Consider the following 18,565-nt stretch of genomic DNA (forward strand, 5'->3'; position numbering starts at 1 on the left):
CCGGCGTCATCCTTCCCGTCGGCCACCACCCCCGCGGCCCCGGGGAACGGGACGGCGCACCCCACGATCGGCGCGCTGTTCACCGAGTGGGCGCGGCGCACGCCGGAGGCGCCCGCGCTGACCGACGGCCACCGCACCTGGACCTACCGGGAGCTCGCCGCGCGGGCCGGACGCATCGCCGGCGACCTGCTGCGTCGCGGGGCCGGACCGGAGCGCACGGTGGCGCTGGCCCTGCCGCGCTCGATGGAGCTGATCGCCGCCGAACTGGCCACCGCCCTCACCGGCGCCGCCTTCCTGCCCGTCGACCCCGGCTACCCGGCGGAGCGGCGCGCGCTGATGCTCGCCGACGCCGCGCCGGCCGTCGTGCTCGACGACATCGAGGCCGTCCGGCGGACGGCGGAGGGGCGACCGCGGGAGCGGGCGGAGGCCCAGGAGGAGGCTTCCCCGCTGCCGCCGGAGGGCGTCCCCGTCGGGGCCGACCACGCCGCCTACGTGATCTACACGTCCGGTTCCACCGGCGTGCCGAAGGGCGTGACGGTCACCCACCGGGGGGTCCGCGGGTTCGTCGAGGCCGCCGCCGAGCGGTACGCCGTGGGGCCGGGCGACCGGGTGCTGCAGTTCTCCTCGCCGAGCTTCGACGCGTCCGTCCTGGAGCTGTTCGTCTCGGTGCTCGCCGGGGCGACGCTGGTGGTGCCGCCGGGCGGACCCTGGCTGGGCGACGAACTCGCCTCCGTGCTCGACGAGTTCCGCATCAGCCACACGCTCATACCGCCCGCCGCGCTCGCCACGCTGCCCGATCCCGGCCCGGACGGCGCGCCGCACCTGCGGACGCTGATCGTCGGGGCGGAGGCATGCCCGGCGCCACTGGTCGACCGGTGGGCGCCCGGACGGCGGATGATCAACTCCTACGGGCCCACCGAGGCGACCATCGTCTCCACCTGGACCGGCCCGCTCCGCGCCGGTTCCGGCGCCCCGACGATCGGCGCCCCCCTGCCGGGCGTCAGGGCGTACGTCCTGGACGCGGCGATGCGCGAGGTCCCGCCCGGCGCGGACGGCGAACTGTACGTCGGCGGCGCCGGGGTGGCCCGCGGCTACCTGCACCGCCCCGGCCTGACCGCCGCCCGCTTCGTCGCCGACCCCTTCGGGCCGCCCGGCGCCCGGCTCTACCGCACCGGTGACCGGGCACGGTGGCGCAGCGACGGGGAACTGGAGTTCCTCGGCCGCGCCGACCGGCAGGTCAAGGTGCGGGGCTTCCGCATCGAACCTGGGGAGATCGAGGCGGCCCTGCTGCGGCACCCCGCCGTGCGCGAGGCCGTCGTGGTGGCCCGCGAGGACGACCCCGGCCGGCGGCGGCTCGTCGGCTACGTCACCCCCGCCGACCACCGCCGGCCGCCCCGGCCCGAAGCCCTGCGGGACGCGCTCGGCGACTCGCTGCCCGCGCACCTGGTGCCCTCCGCCGTGGTGGTCCTGGACGCCCTGCCGCTCACCCCCCAGAACAAGATCGACCACAGGGCCCTGCCGGCGCCCGCCCACGCCCCCGCCACCGGCCACGTGCCGCCCCGTACCCCCGCCGAACGCGCGCTGGCCGCCGTCTGGTCCGAGGTGCTCGGCGTCGAACCCGTCGGCGCGGAGGACGACTTCTTCGACCTGGGCGGCGACTCCGTCCTCGCCGCGCGCACCCTGTCCCGGGTCCGCGAGGAACTCGGCGTGAAACTGTCCGTGCGGGACGTGTTCACCGCCCGCACGATCGCCGGGCTGGCCCCGCTGCTCGACGACCCGGCCGCCGCGGCCCCGCCGGAGCCGATCCCGCCCGCCCCGCGCGACAGACCGCTGCCCCTGTCCGGCGCCCAGCGCCGCCTGTGGTTCCTCAGCGACCTCGACGCGGACGGGGCCGAGTACAACACCGGCGTCGCGCTGCGGCTGCGCGGCACGCTCGACACCGGGGCGCTGCGCCGCGCCCTCGACCGGCTCACCGCCCGCCACGACTCCCTGCGCACCACCTTCCCCGCGGCCGGCGGACAGGGCGTGCAGCACATCGCCCCCGAGGCCGAACTGCCGCTGCGCACCGAGGACATCACGCCGCTGCCCGCCGGACGGCACGCCGAGGAGACCGAACGCCTGCTCACCGGGGAACTGCGCCGCCCCTTCGACCTCGCGGCGGGCCCGCTGACCCGGGCGCTGCTGGTGCGCCGCGCCGCCGACGACCACGTCCTGCTGCTGGCCCAGCACCACATCGTCACCGACGGCTGGTCGGTGGGGGTGCTGGTCCGCGAACTCGCCGCGCTGTACGGGGCGGAGGCCTCCGGAGAACCCGCCGGCCTGCCCGCGCCCGGCGTGCAGTACCCCGACTTCGCCGTGTGGGAGAACGAGCGGCGCTCCACGGACGAGGAGGCCGAGGACCTCGCCTACTGGAAGCGGCACCTGACGGGCCTGCAGCAGCTGGACCTGCCCACGGACCGCCCGCGGCCGGCCGTCCGCGGCACCGCGGGCGCCGCCCACCGCCACCGGATCCCCGCCCGGCTGGTCACCAGGCTCCGCGAGTCGGCCGGATACCGGGGGACGACCGTGTTCACCCTGTTCGCGGGGGCGGCGGCCGTGCTGTTCTCCCGGTACTCCGGGCAGCGCGACGTCGCCTTCGGCACGGTCACCGACGGGCGCGGGCGACGGGACCTGGAGGAGGTCACCGGCTTCTTCGCCAACACCGTCGTGCTGCGCGCCGAGGTGGACGACACGCTCACCGTCAACCGGTTCGTGGAGAACATGCGGTCCACGGTGCTCGACGCCTTCGCGCACGCCGGGACGCCCTTCGACCGGGTGGTCGAGGAACTCGCCCCGCCGCGCGACCCCAGCCGCACACCCCTCGTGCAGGCCCTCGTCGTCCAGCAGACCCCCCTCGCGCACCCCCCGCGCGCGGCGGGCGTGCACATCGAGGAGCACCCGCTTCCCCGGCCCGCCGCCCGCTTCGACCTGGTGCTGGAGTTCACGCCGGCGCCCGACGGCGGCTGCGAGCTGACCGTCGAGTACAACACCGACCTCTTCGAGCCGCGCACCGCGGCCCGGCTCGCCCGGCACCTGCACCACCTCCTCGAAGGCCTGGCCGACGGGCCGCACCGCACCCTCGCCGAACTGCCGCTGCTCACCGGCGACGAGCTGGACGCGCTGCTGCGCGCCGGAAGCCCGCCGGCGGCCGGGCGGCAGGAGGGCGAGCGCGGCGGGCACCGCGCCCACGAGGGCGGCGGGCGGACCCTGCCCGCCCTGTTCGAGGAGCAGGCGGCCCGCACCCCCGGCCGCACCGCCGTGGTCTGCGGCGCCGCCCGGCTCGACTACGCCGAGGTGAACCGCCGCGCCAACCTGCTCGCCCGGCGGCTCGTGGCGCGCGGCGCCGGACCCGAGACCCTGGTCGCCCTGTGCCTGCCGCGCACCGCCGACCTGGTACCGGCGCTCTGGGCGGTCCTGAAGTGCGGTGCCGGCTACCTGCCGGTCGACCCCGGCTACCCCGCCGAACGCGTCCGCTTCATGCTCACCGACGCCGCCCCCGCCCTCGTCGTGGCGAGCCGGGACACCGCGGGCGCGCTGCCGCCGGACCAGGAGCCGCTGATCCTGGAGGAGTGCCTGGCCGACGCGGCCGGACCGCACACCGACCTCACCGACGCCGACCGCACGCGCCCCCTCGACCCCGGCCACCCCGCCTACGTCATCTACACCTCCGGTTCCACCGGCCGCCCCAAGGGCGTCGTGGTCGCCCACCGCGGCGTCGTCGAGCTGGCCGCCTGGGCGGCGGACCGGTTCGCCGGCCGGCTCGGCCACGTGATCGCCTCCACCTCGCTCAACTTCGACGTCTCCGTCTTCGAGCTGCTGTGCCCGCTGCTCGCGGGCGGCACCGTGGAGGTGGTCCCCGACCTGCCCGCCCTCGCCGACGCGTCCGAACCCGTGCGGGCCGGGCTGGTCAGCGGCGTGCCCTCGGTGGTGTCGCGGATGCTCACGGGCGGCCCGGCGGTGACGGCGGACACCGTCGTCCTGGCCGGAGAGGCGCTTCCCGCACAGACCCTGCAGGACCTGCGCCGCGCCATGCCGGGCTGCGAGATCGCCAACCTCTACGGGCCCACCGAGGCCACCGTCTACGCCACCGCCTGGTTCGCCGGGGACGAGGCGCCCGACCAGGCGCCGCCCATCGGCCGGCCGGTGGCCCGCACCCGCGCCTACGTCCTCGACCGGATGCTCCGCCCGCAGCCGCCGGGCGTCCCCGGCGAGCTGTACCTCGGCGGCGACGGGCTGGCCCGCGGCTACCTGGGCCGTCCCGGCCTGACCGCCACCCGGTTCGTCGCCGACCCGTTCGGCGCGCCCGGGGGCCGCATGTACCGCACGGGCGACCTGGCGCGCTGGAGCGCCGCGGGCGAACTGGAGTACCTGGGACGCACGGACGACCAGGTCAAGGTGCGCGGCTTCCGCATCGAGCTCGGCGAGGTCGAGGAGGCGCTGCGCGGCTGCCGGCACGTCGCCGAGGCCGCGGCGGCCGCCCACGCGGGCGACGGCCACCACCGCCTCGTCGGCTACGTCGTGCCCGAGCCCGGCACCACGGTGGAACCCGGCGCCGTGCGGCGCGAGCTCGGCCGCACCCTGCCGGACTACATGGTGCCCTCGACGGTCGTGGTGCTGGACGCGCTGCCGCTCAACCCCAACGGCAAGCTCGACCGGAGCCGGCTGCCCGACCCCGGCCACACCGCGCGGCCCGGCCGCCACGTGGCGCCGCGCACGGACACCGAACGGGTCCTCGCCGCCATCTGGGCCGAGGTCCTGGGCCTGGAGCGGGTCGGCGCGGACGACAACTTCTTCGCCCTCGGCGGCGACTCCATCCTCAGCATCCAGGTCGTGGCGCAGGCCCGGCAGGCGGGCCTCGCCGTCACCTCCCGCGACGTCTACCGGCACCAGACCGTCGCCGCCCTCGCCCGCCACGCCGACGCCGCCGCGGACGAGCGCCCCGCCGCGCCCGAGGCCGTGCCGGCGAGCGGGCCCGCGCCGCTGACGCCCATCCAGCACTGGCTGTTCGCACGCGCGCTCGAGCACGCGGCGCACTTCGCGCAGACCCTCTCCCTGGAGACCGGCGAGGACGTCGACGCGGCGGCCCTGGAGGACGCCCTCAACGACCTGGTCGCCCACCACGACGCCCTGCGCTCCCGGTTCACCCCCGAGGAGGACGGCACCGGGGTCCGCTGGCACATCGACGCGAACGCGCCCCGCCTCACCCTCGCCCGCCACCACGGCCCGGACACCGACGCACCGCACCACGGCCCCTTCGACCTCGCCCGCGGCCCGCTGCTGCGCGCCGTGCTGCACGACCGCGGGGCCGGCCGCCCGCCCGTGCTGCACCTCGCCGTGCACCACCTGGTCGTCGACGGCGTCTCCTGGCGCGTCCTGCTCGAGGACCTCGACCGCGCGTACCTGGCCCGCCGCGCCGGACACGACGGCGCCCAGGCGCTGCCGCCGAAGACCTCGCCGCTGCGCCACTGGGCCGACCGGCTCGCCGCCCACACGGCCCGCGGCGGCTTCGCCGAGGAGGCGGCCTACTGGGCGCGCGCCACGGCCGGCGCCGCGACACGGCTGCCGGCCGACCGGGAGGGCCCGAACACCTACGCCTCGGCCCGCGCGGTCACCGTGCGGCTGGGCGCGCGGGACACCGCCGCCCTGCTGCGCACCCTGCCGGAGACCTACCGCACGCAGGCCAACGACGTGCTGCTGAGCGCGCTCGGCCGCGCGCTGTGCGCGTGGAGCGGACACGGGCGGGTGCTGGTGGACGTCGAGGGCCACGGCCGCGAGGAGCTGTTCGACGACATCGACACCGGCCGGACCGTCGGCTGGTTCACCACCCGGCACCCGGTCGCCCTCGCGGCGGAACCCGACGAGGACTGGGACGCCGTGCTCAAACGGGTCAAGGAGCAGCTGCGCGCCGTGCCCCGGCACGGGATCGGCCACGACGCGCTGCGGTACCTGGCCGGTCCCGGCGCCCTGCCCGAGGGGCCGGCCGCGCAGGTCAGCTTCAACTACCTGGGCCGCTTCGCCCCGCACGACCGGCCGGACAGCCTGTACCGCGCCGCGTTCCGCCCGCTGGAACTGGACGCGGACCCGCGCGCCGTGCGCCCGCACCCGCTGGAGGTCGTCGGGCAGCTGGACGGGGAGGAACTGGAGTTCACCTTCTTCCACTCCCGCGACCTGCACGACACGGCGACCGTCACCCGCCTCGCCGAGCGGTACGCCGACGCGCTCGCCGGCCTGGCCCGGCACGCGGCCCGCCCGGGCGCCGCGGGCCGCACCCCGTCGGACTTCCCGCTCGCCCGGCTCGACCAGGCCGCCGTCGACCGGGTCACCGGCGACGACCCGGCCGCCGTGGAGGACGTCCACCCGCTCACGCCCACCCAGGCCGGCATGCTCTTCCACGGCCTGTCCCAGGACGACAGCGGCGTCTACTTCCACCAGCTCACCTTCGTCCTCGACGGGGCGCCCGGCCCGGCGGAGATCGCGGCGGCCTGGCAGCGGGTGACGGACCGCACCCCGGTGCTGCGCGCCCACGCCGTGTGGCAGGACATGCCGGAACCCCTGCTCGTCGTGCGGCGCGAGGCGCCCGTGCCGGTCACCCACCTCGACTGGACCGACGCCCCGGAGGGCGAGCGCGAGGCGCGCCTGCGGGAGCTGCTGCGCGGCGAACGCGAACGCGGCATCGACCTCGCCAGGGCCCCGCTGCAGCGGCTGACGCTGGTGCGGCTCTCCGCGGACAGCGTGCGCGTGGTGTGGTCCTTCCACCACCTGGTGCTCGACGGCTGGAGCCTCTTCCACGTGCTGTCGGACGTGTTCGCCTGCGTCGCCGCCCCGGACACCGCCGCGCTGCCCGTCCGCCGGCCGTTCCGGGACTACGTGGCCTGGCTCGGCGACCGGGACCGGGACGAGGCCGAACGGCACTGGCGGGAGCGGCTGGCCGGACTCGCCGAACCCACCCCGCTGCCCTACGACCGCGAGCCGCGCGAGAGCCACCGCGCCGAGTCCCGCGAGGCGGTGCGCGCCGTGCTGCCCGCCGCCGCCACCCGCGCGCTCCGGGAGCGCGCCAAGGAGGCCGGACTGACCCTCGGCACGCTGGTCCAGGGCGCGTGGGCGATCCTGCTGGGCCGCCACGCCGGACGCGACGAGGTCGTCTTCGGCACCACCGTCTCCGGCCGCCCGCCGGAGCTCGACGGCGCCGAGGCCATGACCGGCCTGTTCATCGCCACCCTGCCCACCCGGGTCACCGTGCCCCGCGCGGGCACGCTGCCGCAGTGGCTGGGCCGGCTCCAGCAGGAGCAGGGCGAGGACCGGCGCTTCGGCTCCGTACCGCTCACCCGCATGAAGGCGTTCACCGAACTGCCGGAGCGGACGGACCTGTTCGACAGCATCGTCGTCTTCGAGAACTACCCGGTGGATGACAGCCTGGCCGCCGCCCACGGACTGCGGCTGAGCGGACTCGAAGGCGTCGAGACCACCAACTACCCGCTGAGCCTGGTCGTCGAGCCGGGACCCGAGCTCTCCCTCAGCCTGGGATACGACCCCGGACTCTTCGACGCCTCCACCGCCGGGCGGCTGACCGAGCACCTCACCGTCCTCCTCGAGGGCATGGCCGACGGCCTCGACCGGGCCCCCGGCCGCCTGCCGCTGCTCACGCCCGCCGGCCGCGACCAGGCGGTCCGCGCCTGGAACGACACCGCCACCGACGCCCCGGTGACCACCACGGCCGGCCTGTTCGCCGCACAGGTGCGGCTGACCCCCGACGCCGTGGCGCTCGAGGCCGGCGAGGAGCGGCTCACCTACCGGGAGCTCGACGCCCGCGCGGCCGCCCTGGCCGGACAGCTGACGGCGCTCGGCGTGGCCCCCGAACGCCCGGTGGGCGTGCTGATGGAGCGCTCCGCGCACCTCGTCGTCACCCAGCTCGCCCTCGTGCGCACCGGCGGCGTGTACGTCCCGCTCGACGGCCGGGCGCCCCGGACACGGCTGCGGCGGATGCTCGCCGAGGCCGGGGCGGACCTGCTCCTCACCGATGCGGCGGGCGAGGGGACGGCCCGCGCGGTGCTGCCCGCCGGACGGGTGGTCCGGGCGGACCGGGCCCCCGAGGGACCGGCGGGCGCCGCCCTGCCCCCGGTCCACCCCGACAACGCGCAGTACCTCATGTTCACCTCCGGCTCCACCGGCACCCCCAAGGGCGTCGCCGTGCGGCAGCGGGACGTCGCCGCGCTCGCCCTCGACCGGGCCTTCGCCGGGCACGACCGGGTCCTGGTGCACTCGCCGCACGCCTTCGACGCCTCCACCTACGAACTGTGGGTGCCGCTGCTGCGCGGCGGCACCGCCGTCCTCGCGCCGCCCGGCGAGACGGACGCGGCCGTGGTGCGCCGCGCGGTGGCCGAGCGGAACGTGCGCCACCTGTGGCTGACCGCCGGCCTGTTCCGGCTGCTCGCCCAGGAGGACCCCGGCTGCCTGCGCGGCGCGCGGGAGGTGTGGACCGGCGGGGAGGCCGTGCCGGGCGCGGTGGTGCGGCGGGTCCTGGACGCCTGCCCCGGCCTGACCGTCGTGGACGGCTACGGCCCCACCGAGACCACCACCTTCGCCACCCGCCGCCCTTTCACCGCCGGGGACCCGCTGCCCGCCGTGCTGCCCATCGGCCGCCCGCTGGACAACACCCGGGCGTACGTCCTCGACGCCGGCCTCCAGCCCCAGCCGCCGGGCGTCCCCGGCGAGCTGTACCTCGCCGGCGCCGGACTGGCGCGCGGCTACGCCGGCCGCCCCGGGGCGACCGCCGCCCGCTACCTCGCCGACCCGTTCGGCGGACCGGGGGAGCGGATGTACCGCACCGGCGACATCGTGCGCCGGAGCGCCGACGGCGAACTGCACTTCGTGGGCCGCGCGGACGACCAGATCAAGATCCGCGGCTTCCGGGTCGAACCCGCGGAGATCGAGGCACGGCTCACCGCGCACCGGGCGGTCGCCGAGGCCCTGGTGTCGCTGTACGAGCACGCCGGGACCAAGCGGCTCGCCGCCCACCTGGTGCCCGCACCGGGCGCCGCCGTCCCGGACCCGGCCGAGCTGCGCGAACACCTGTCCGCGAGCCTGCCCGACTACATGGTGCCCGCCGCCTTCGTCACCGTGCCCGAGCTGCCGCTGACCGCCAACGGCAAGGTGGACCGCCGCCGGCTGCCCGCACCCGACTGGTCGGCCGGGGGCGACGCCTACCGCGCGCCCCGGCCCGGGGCCGAGCAGACCCTCGCCGGGATCTGGGCGGACCTGCTCGGCGTCGCACAGGTCGGCGCGGACGACAACTTCTTCATGATGGGCGGCGACTCGATCCTCGGCATCCAGGTCGTCTCCCGGGCCCGCGCCGCCGGGCTGACCCTCACCCCGCGCGACCTGTTCCGGCACCCCACCGTCGCCGCCCTGGCCGCCGCCTGCGCGGCGGGCGGCCCCACGGCGGTCGCCGGGACCGGGCCGGTGTCCGGCGAGGTCGGCCTCACCCCCGTCCAGCACTGGTTCCTCGACGCCGGGCCGCGCCGCCCGGAGGTCTTCGACCAGTGCGTGGTCGTCGAGACGCCCGCCGACGTCGACGCGGACGCCCTGCACCGCGCGCTGCGCGCCCTGTGGACCCACCACGACGCCCTGCGCTCCCGCTTCACCCGGCGGCAGGACGGTTCCTGGCTGCAGACGTGCGCCGCGCCCGACGAGGAGCCGCCGCCGCTGCTGCGGGTGCACGACCTCGGCGGCCAGGACCCGGCCGCCGCGCGGGCGCAGGAGGCCCGGATCACCGGCGAGGCGCACACCGCCTTCCGGCTGGAGGGCGGACCGCTGCTGACCGCCCGCCTGTTCACCGGCGTCCCGGCCCCCCGCCTGTTCCTCGCCGTCCACCACCTGGTCGTCGACGGCGTCTCCTGGCGCGTCCTCCTGGAGGACCTGGAGACCGCCTACGCCCAGGCCCGGGCCGGCGGTCCGCTCGAGCTGCCGGCGCGCACCACCTCCGTGCGGGAGTGGGCGCGGCGGCTCCGCGAGCACGCCGCGAACGGCGGCTTCGCCGCCGAGCGCGAGCACTGGGAGACGGTGGCCCGGCACTGCGCCGCGCCGCTCCCGGTGGACGCCGACGGCGGCAACACCGTCGCCGACGCCGACTCGGTCACCGTGCGGCTGGACCGCGCGCGCACCGACGCGCTGCTGCGCGAGGTGCCGGGCGTCTACCGCACCCGCGTCGACGACGTCCTGCTCACCGCCCTCGGCCGGGTCCTGACCGGCTGGACCGGACGGGACACCGTCGCCGTCACCCTGGAGGGCCACGGCCGCGAGGACGGACTCTTCGACGACGTCGACCTGTCCCGCACGGTCGGCTGGTTCACCAGCATCCACCCGGTGGCCCTGCGGGTGCCGGACGGGGACTGGGGCGCGGCCCTGAAATCCGTCAAGGAGCAGCTGCGGGCGGTACCCGGCCGGGGCCTGGGCCACGGCGTCCTGACCCGCCTCACCCGCGACCTGCCGGCCGGACCGGCCCCCGCCGTCAGCTTCAACTACCTGGGCCGCTTCGACTGGCACACCGAGGACGCCGCCCTGGTGCGGTCCGTGCCCGGCGGCCTGGACGGCGCCGACGCGCCGGAGGCGGAGCGCCCGCACCTCCTCGACGTGATCGCCCGGGTCGAGGACGGCGAGCTGGAGATCGGCTGGCACTACAGCGCCGGCCTGCACCGCCGCGAGACGGTGACCCGTCTGGCCGAGGACATGGTGCGGGCGCTGGAGGCCGTCGTCGCGCACTGCGCCCGCCCGGACGCCGGAGGCCGCACCCCGTCGGACTTCCCGCTGGCCCGCCTGGACCAGGCCGCCGTGGACCGGATCGCCGGGGACGGCCGCGCGGTCGCCGACGTGTACCCGCTGACGCCGATGCAGGCGGGCATGCTGTTCCACGGCCTGATGGACCCGGACAGCCGCACCTACGTCAACCAGGTGCAGTTCACGCTCTCCGGCGTCACCGACCCGCACGCCCTCGCCCAGGCGTGGCAGCACACCGCGGACGCCAACGACGTGCTGCGCACCCGGCTGGTGTGGCAGGAGACCGCCGAACCGCTCCAGGTGGTGCAGCGCCGGGCCACCGTGCCGGTCGTCCACCACGACTGGACGGACCGGGGCGAGGAGGACCGCGCGGCGGAACTGGACCGGCTGCTCGCCGAGGACCGGCGGGCCGGCATCGACCTCGCGACGGCCCCCCTCATGCGGCTGACGCTGATCCGCCTCGCGCCCGACCGGGTGCGGGTGGTGTGGACGTTCCACCACGTGCTGCTCGACGGGTGGAGCGCCGCCCAGGTCTTCGACGAGGTGTGCGAGCGCTACGCGGCGCTCACCGGGGGAGGCCGCCCGCGGGTGCCCCGCCGGGCGCCGTTCGCCGACTACCTGGGCTGGCTGGCCCGCCAGGACACCGCCGCCGCGGAACGCCACTGGCGGCGGACGCTGGCCGGGTTCACCGCGCCGACCGAACTGCCCCGCGACCGCCGCCCCGCCGAGGCGCACCGCGCCTCCTCCAGCGAGGCGGTCCACGTCACCCTCGACGCGGCGGTCTCGGCACGGCTGCGGGAGACCGCGCAGCGGGCCGGCCTCACCCTCAACACCGTGCTCCAGGGCGCCTGGGCGCTGCTCCTGTCGCGCTTCGGCGGCGGGGACGACGTGGTGTTCGGCACCACCGTCTCCGGGCGTCCCGCCGGCCTGCCCGGCGTCACCACCATGGTCGGCCTGTTCATCAACACCCTGCCGACCCGCGTCCGGGTCGACGGGCGCCGCCCGCTGCTGGACTGGCTGGGCGAACTGCAGGCCGCCCAGTCGGAGGCCCGGCGGCACGACTTCGTCTCCCTGGCCCAGCTCCAGACCTGGAGCGAGGTGCCCGGCGGGACCGGCCTGTTCGACAGCATCCTGGTCTTCGAGAACTACCCGTTCGACGGCGACGGCCTCACCCGCCACGGCCTGACCCTGACCCAGGAACGCGACGTCGAGCCGACCAGCTACCCGCTCAGCGTGGTCGTCGCCCCCGGCGACACCCTGGCCGTCTCCCTCGACCACGACCCGGCCGTCTTCGACACCGCCACCGTGGAGAGCCTGGGCGAGGGCCTGCGCACCCTGCTGACCGGGATGGCCGCCGACCCCGGCCGCCGCCTCGACGACCTGCCGCTGCTCGCCCCCGGTGACGGCCGCGCCCTGCTCGAGCGGTTCGCCGGAGGGGCGGCGGGAACCGTCTCGCGCCGCACCCTCCCCGAGGCCTTCGCCGCCCAGGCCGCCCGCACGCCCGACGCCACCGCGGTCGTCTGCGGCGACGAGGAACTGACCTACCGGCAGCTCGACGAGCGCTCCAACCGGCTCGCCCGGCTGCTGATCGGGGCGGGCGCGGAACCGGAACGGTTCGTCGCCCTCGCCCTGCCCCGCACCGCCGACCTGGCCGTGGCCCTCCTCGCGGTCCTCAAGAGCGGCGCCGGCTACCTGCCGGTCGACCCCGGCCACCCGGCCGAACGCGTCGCCTTCCTCTTCGACGACGTGCGGCCCGCCGCCGTGGTGACCAGCACCTCCACCGCCGGGCGCCTCCCGGACGGCCCGTACCCGCGCCTGACCCTCGACGACCCGGGGACCGCCGCGCGCCTGGCCGACGCGTCCCCCGCGGCCGTCGGCGACGCCGAGCGGCGCGCGCCGCTGCTGCCGGACCACCCGGCCTACGTCATCCACACCTCCGGCTCGACGGGCCGCCCCAAGGGCGTGGTCGTCGCCCACGCCTCGGTGACGGCGCTGACCGACTGGGCCGCCGCCGAGTTCGCGGACCACGGTCTCGCGCACGTCGTGGCGTCGACCTCGCTCAACTTCGACGTGTCGGTGTTCGAGATCTTCTCGCCGCTGCTGTCCGGCGGCCGGGTGGAGCTGGTCCGCGACCTGCTCGCGCTCGCCGAGCGGACCGGGCCGTGGCGGGCGGGACTGCTCAGCGCCGTGCCGTCCGCGCTCGGCCGGCTGCTCGCCGAGGACGCCGTCCGCGTCGGCGCGGACACCGTCGTCCTGGCCGGCGAGGCGCTGCCCGCGCGGACCGTGCGGCAGGTGCGCGCGGCGGTGCCCGGCTGCAGGGTGCTGAACGTCTACGGCCCCACCGAGGCCACCGTCTACGCCACCGCCTTCGCCTGCGACCCGGCCGACCCCGACCGCGACCCGCCCATCGGCCGCCCCGTCGGCGGCGCGCGCGCCTACGTCCTGGACGCCCGGCTGCGCCCGGTGCCGCCCGGCGCGCCCGGCGAGCTGTACCTCGCGGGCACGGGCGTCGCCCGCGGCTACCTGGGCCGCCCGGGCCTGACCGCGTCCCGCTTCCCGGCCGACCCCTACGGGCCGCCCGGCGGCCGGATGTACCGCACCGGCGACCTGGTGCGCCGCACCGCCGGCGGGGACCTGGTCTACCTCGGCCGGACGGACGACCAGGTCAAGGTGCGCGGGTTCCGCATCGAACTCGGCGAGGTCGAGGCCGCGCTGGCCCGGCACCCGGCGGTGGCCGCGGCGGCGGCCCGGGTGGTCGACCACGAGGGCCACCGCCGGCTGGTCGGCTACGCCGTGCCGCGCGGGTCCGACGCCGTGGACCCGGCCGGACTGCGGGACTTCCTCGCCCGCACCCTCCCCGGCCACCTCGTCCCCTCGCTCGTCGTCCCGCTGGAGCGGCTGCCGCTCGGCGCCACCGGCAAGCTGGACCGGCGGGCCCTGCCCGACCCCGTGTGGTCCGCCCCGGACACCGCGGGCGCCTCGCGGCCGCCGCGGCCCGGCGCCGAGCGGACGCTCGCCACGATCTGGTCCGAGGTGCTCGGCGTGCCCGACGTGGGCGCCGACGACAACTACTTCGCGCTCGGCGGCGACTCCATCCTGGGCATCCAGATCGTCTCCGCCGCCCGCCGCGCGGGGCTGCACCTGACGCCGCGGCACCTGTTCACCCACCAGACCGTCGCGGAACTCGCCGCCGTCGCCGGGCGGCCGCCCGCCGCGGCCGCCCTCGCCGAACAGGGCGCCGTGGTCGGCGACGCGCCGCTCACCCCGGTCCAGCACTGGCTGTTCGACACCCTCACCGGCGACCCGGCCGACTTCACCCAGTCGGTCTCCTACCACGTCGACCCCGACACCGATCCCGGCCTGCTGCGGGCGGCGCTCGCGGCGGTCACCGACCACCACGACGCGCTGCGCATGCGCTACGAGGCGGACGGCCACCGCACCCGCCAGACCGCGGCCGCGCCGGGCGCCGCACCCCACCTCGAGGTGCACGACGCGCCGCCCGAGGCCGTCTCCGCCTCCCTGGCCGGCGGCTTCGACCTGCGCACCGGCCCGCCGCTGCGCGCCGCGCTGTGCCGGCCCGCCGACGGGCGGCCGGTGCTGCTGCTGGCCGCCCACCACCTCGTGGTGGACGCCGTGTCCTGGCGGGTGGTCCTGGAGGACCTGGACGCCGCCTACCGCGCGCTGCGCGCCGGTGAGCCGGTCGACCTCGGCCCCAAGACCACGTCGTTCCGCGCCTGGGCGACGCGCCTGGCCGAGCACACCGCCGCCGGCGGCTTCGACGCCGAACTGCCGTACTGGCAGGGCGTCGGGGAGACCCCCGTGCCCAGGGACCTCGACGGCGCCAACACGGCCGCCCACGAGGAGAGCCTGACCGCCGTCCTGGACGACGAGGACACCCGCCGGCTGCTCCAGGAGGTCCCCGAGGCGTACCGCACCCGCGTCAACGACGTGCTGCTGTGTGCCCTGGGCCGGGTCCTGGCGCGCTGGACGGGCCGCGACCGGGTGACGGTGGCCCTGGAGGGCCACGGCCGCGAGGACCTGTTCGACGGGGTCGACCTCTCCCGCACCGTCGGGTGGTTCACCGCCATGTACCCCGTCGCCCTGGACGTCCCGCGCTCCGCGGACACCGGGACCGCGCTGAAGTCCGTCAAGGAGAACCTGCGGGCCGTCCCGCACGGCGGCCTCGGACACGGCGCCCTGCGCCACCTCCGCCCGGCGGACGGCCGCGCCCCCGCCGCGCTGCCCGGGCTGCCGCAGATCTCCTTCAACTACCTGGGCCGGCAGGACTGGCGGGCCGCCCCGGGCGGACTGCTGCACGCCCCCTGCGACGGCCTGGCCGGCGGCATGGACCCGGAGGCGGACCGCCCCCACCTCATCGACGTGCTCGGCCGGGTCACCGACAAGCGGCTGGAGTTCACCTGGTCGTACTCGCGCGAGGTGCACCACCGGGAGACCGTCGCCCGGCTCGCCGCCGAGACCATGGACGAACTGCGCGCGATCGTCCGGCACTGCGCCACCCCCGGCGCCGGCGGACGCACCCCGTCGGACTTCCCGCTGGCCCGCCTCGACCAGGCCGCCGTGGACCGCCTGGCCGGCACCGGCCGGGACGTCACCGACATCTACCCGCTCACCCCCACCCAGGCCGGCATGGTCGTCCACGCCCTGGACGAGCCCGGCCAGGGCCTGTACGTCGAACAGATCACGTTCGTCATGGACGGCGTGCGCGACCCGCGGACGCTGGCCGCCGCCTGGCAGCACGTCGTCGACCGCACGCCCGTCCTGCGCACCGCCGTCGTCCTGAGGGACGTGCCGGAGCCCCTGCAGACGGTGCACCGCGACGCCCGGCTCCCCGTCACCGAGGACGACTGGTCGGGGCTGACGCGGGCCGAGCGGGAGGACCGGCTCGCCCGGCTGCTGGCCGAGGACCGGGCCCGCGGCATGGCCCTGGACCGGCCGCCGCTGCTGCGCGTCACCCTCATCCGGCTGGGCCCGGACGAGGTACGCGTGGTGTGGACCTTCCACCACCTGCTGCTCGACGGCTGGAGCGTCTTCCACGTGCTGGGCGACGTCCTTGCGAGCCACGCGGCGCTCACCCGCGGCGAGGAGCCGCGCCTGCCGGAGCGCAGGCCGTTCGCCGACTACGCGGCCTGGCTCGCCGCCCGCGGGACCGAGGGCGCCGACGAGCACTGGCGCGCCGTCCTCGGCGACCTCACCGCGCCCACCCCGCTGCCGTACGACACCCGGCCCGCGCAGGGCGCCCCGGCCCGCTCGGACACCTGGCTGTCGCACCGGCTCGAGGCCGGGGAGACCGCCCGGCTCCGCGAGTTCGCCCGCCGCCACCACCTCACCCTCAACACCGTCGTCCAGGGAGCCTGGGCCCTGCTGCTGTCCCGCCTCGGCGCCACCCGGGACGTGTGCTTCGGCACCACGGTCTCCGGACGCCCGGCGGACCTGCCCGGCGCGGACACCATCACCGGGCTGTTCATCACCACCCTGCCCGCCCGGGTCACCGTCGACGGGCAGGCCCGGTGCGTGCCGTGGCTGCGCGAGACCCAGCGGGCGCGGGCCGAGGACCGGCGGTTCGAGCACCTGCCGCTGACCCGGCTGCGGGCGCTGAGCGGACTGCCCGACGGGATGCCGCTCTTCGAGAGCCTGATCGTCCTCGAGAACTATCCGGTCGGCGACGCGACGGCCGGCGAGCAGGGCGTCCGGGTGCGCGAGCTGGACGCCCGCGAGGCCACCAACTACCCGCTCACCGTGGTGGTGTCCCCGGGCGAACAGCTCTCCGTCGAACTCGGCCACGACCCGCGGTACTTCGAGGAGGGCACGGCCCGTGCCCTGGCCGCCCGGCTGCTGCACACCCTGCGCCGCCTGGCCGCCGCCGACGAGGACACCCGGCTCGACGACCTCGACGTCCTGCCCCCCGGGGAACGCGCGCGGCTGCTCGCCGGGCCCGCGCGCCCCGGCCCGGAGCCGGTGACCGCCGCGCCGCTCGCCGCGCTGATCGAGGCGGCCGTGGACCGGTGGCCCGACGCCCCCGCCCTCACCGCGCCCGGCCTGGAACTGACCTTCGCCCAGGTCGAGGAGCGGGCCAACCGCCTGGCGCACCGGCTCATCGCCCGCGGCGCCGCCCCCGGCACGCTCGTCGGACTCCTCCTGCCCCGCTCGGCGGAGATGGTGATCGCCCAGTTCGCGGTCGCCAAGACGGGCGCCGCCTTCCTGCCGGTCGACCCCGGTCACCCCGAGGAGCGGATCGCGCTGACGCTGCGCGACGCGGCGCCCGCCGTCACCCTCGACGCCGGCGAGACCGCCGCCCTGCTCGCGGCGCCGCCGGACGGGACCCCGTCCCACCGTCCCACCGACGCCGACCGCGGACGGCCCCTCGACCTCGACGACCCGGCCTACGTCATCCACACCTCCGGCTCCACCGGCACCCCCAAGGGCGTCGTGGTCACCCACCGCGGCCTCGCCGCCTTCTCCGCCGCCGAAGCCGCCCACTACCGGGTCGGCGCGGGCGACCGGGTGCTCGCCTTCTCGACGCCCAGCTTCGACGCGTCCGTGCTGGAACTGTGCATGTCCCTGCCGCACGGCGCCCGCCTGGTCGTGCCGCGTCCCGGCCCGTTGCTCGGCGCAGAGCTCGCCGAGGTGCTGCGCGAGGAGCGGATCACCCACACCCTGCTGCCACCCGCCGCGCTGGCCACCGTGCCGCCGGACGTCCCCGGCACCCTGCCGGACCTCAGGACGCTGGTCGTCGGCGCCGACGCCTGCCGCGCCGAACTGGTCGCCCGGTGGGCGCCGCACCACCGGATGATCAACTCGTACGGTCCGACCGAGGCCACCGTGGTCGCCACCTGGTCCGGTCCGCTGGAGCCCGACGGCGCCGCCCCGCCCATCGGCCGCCGCCTGCCCGGCACCCGCGCCTACGTCCTGGACGCGCGGCTGCGGCCGGTCCCGGACGGGACGGCCGGCGAACTGTGGCTGGCCGGGGACGCGCTGGCCCGGGGCTACCTGGGCCGGCCCGGGCTCACCGCCGCCCGGTTCACCGCCGACCCGTTCGGTCCTCCCGGCAGCCGCATGTACCGCACCGGCGACCTGGTGCGGCGCGACGCGCGGGGCGAACTGCACCACCTGGGCCGCACCGACCACCAGCTGAAACTGCGCGGCCACCGCATCGAGGCGGGCGAGGTCGAGGCCACCCTGGTGCGCCATCCGGCCGTCCTGGACGCCGTGGTGAGCGTCCGGGAGGACGAGCCGGGACTGCCCCTGCTGGTCGCCCACGTCCTCACCGTCCCCGGCGGGACCGCCCCCGCCGCGGCCGCCCTGCGGGCGCACGCCGCCCGGACGCTGCCCGGCCCCATGGTGCCCTCGGCGTTCGTGGTGATGGACCGCTTCCCGCTGACCCCGAACGGCAAGACCGACCGCGCCGCCCTGCCCGCCCCCGGGCCGCAGGCCGAGGAGACGGCCGTGCGCGTCGCCCCGCGCACCCCGACCGAGGAGGCGCTCGCCGCCCTCTGGGAGGAGGTCCTGCGGACGCCGGTCGGCGCCGAGGACGACTACTTCCTGCTCGGCGGCGACTCCCTGCGCGCCCTGCGGATCGTCTCCCGCGCCAACGACGCCTTCGGCGTCACGCTCACGCCCCGCGACGTCCTGGTCTCCCGCACCGTCGCCGCGCTCGCGGAGCTGGTGGAGGAGCAGGTGCTCAGCGAACTCGAGGCCGCCGCCCGTGGCGCCGGCGAATCCTACGAACGGTGAA

The 18,565-nt window shown here is 77.2% G+C and carries 1 protein-coding gene; it reads left to right on the forward strand.

Annotated elements, in window-relative coordinates; translation table 11 throughout:
* A partial coding sequence (locus A2U95_RS33480; protein ID WP_166028832.1) for a non-ribosomal peptide synthetase occupies positions 1–18,564 on the forward strand: 18,564 nt, incomplete at its 5' end.
* Position 18,565 lies beyond the last annotated feature (1 nt).

Source organism: Streptomyces chilikensis (genome assembly GCF_001642695.1).
Taxonomy (GTDB): domain Bacteria; phylum Actinomycetota; class Actinomycetes; order Streptomycetales; family Streptomycetaceae; genus Streptomyces; species Streptomyces chilikensis.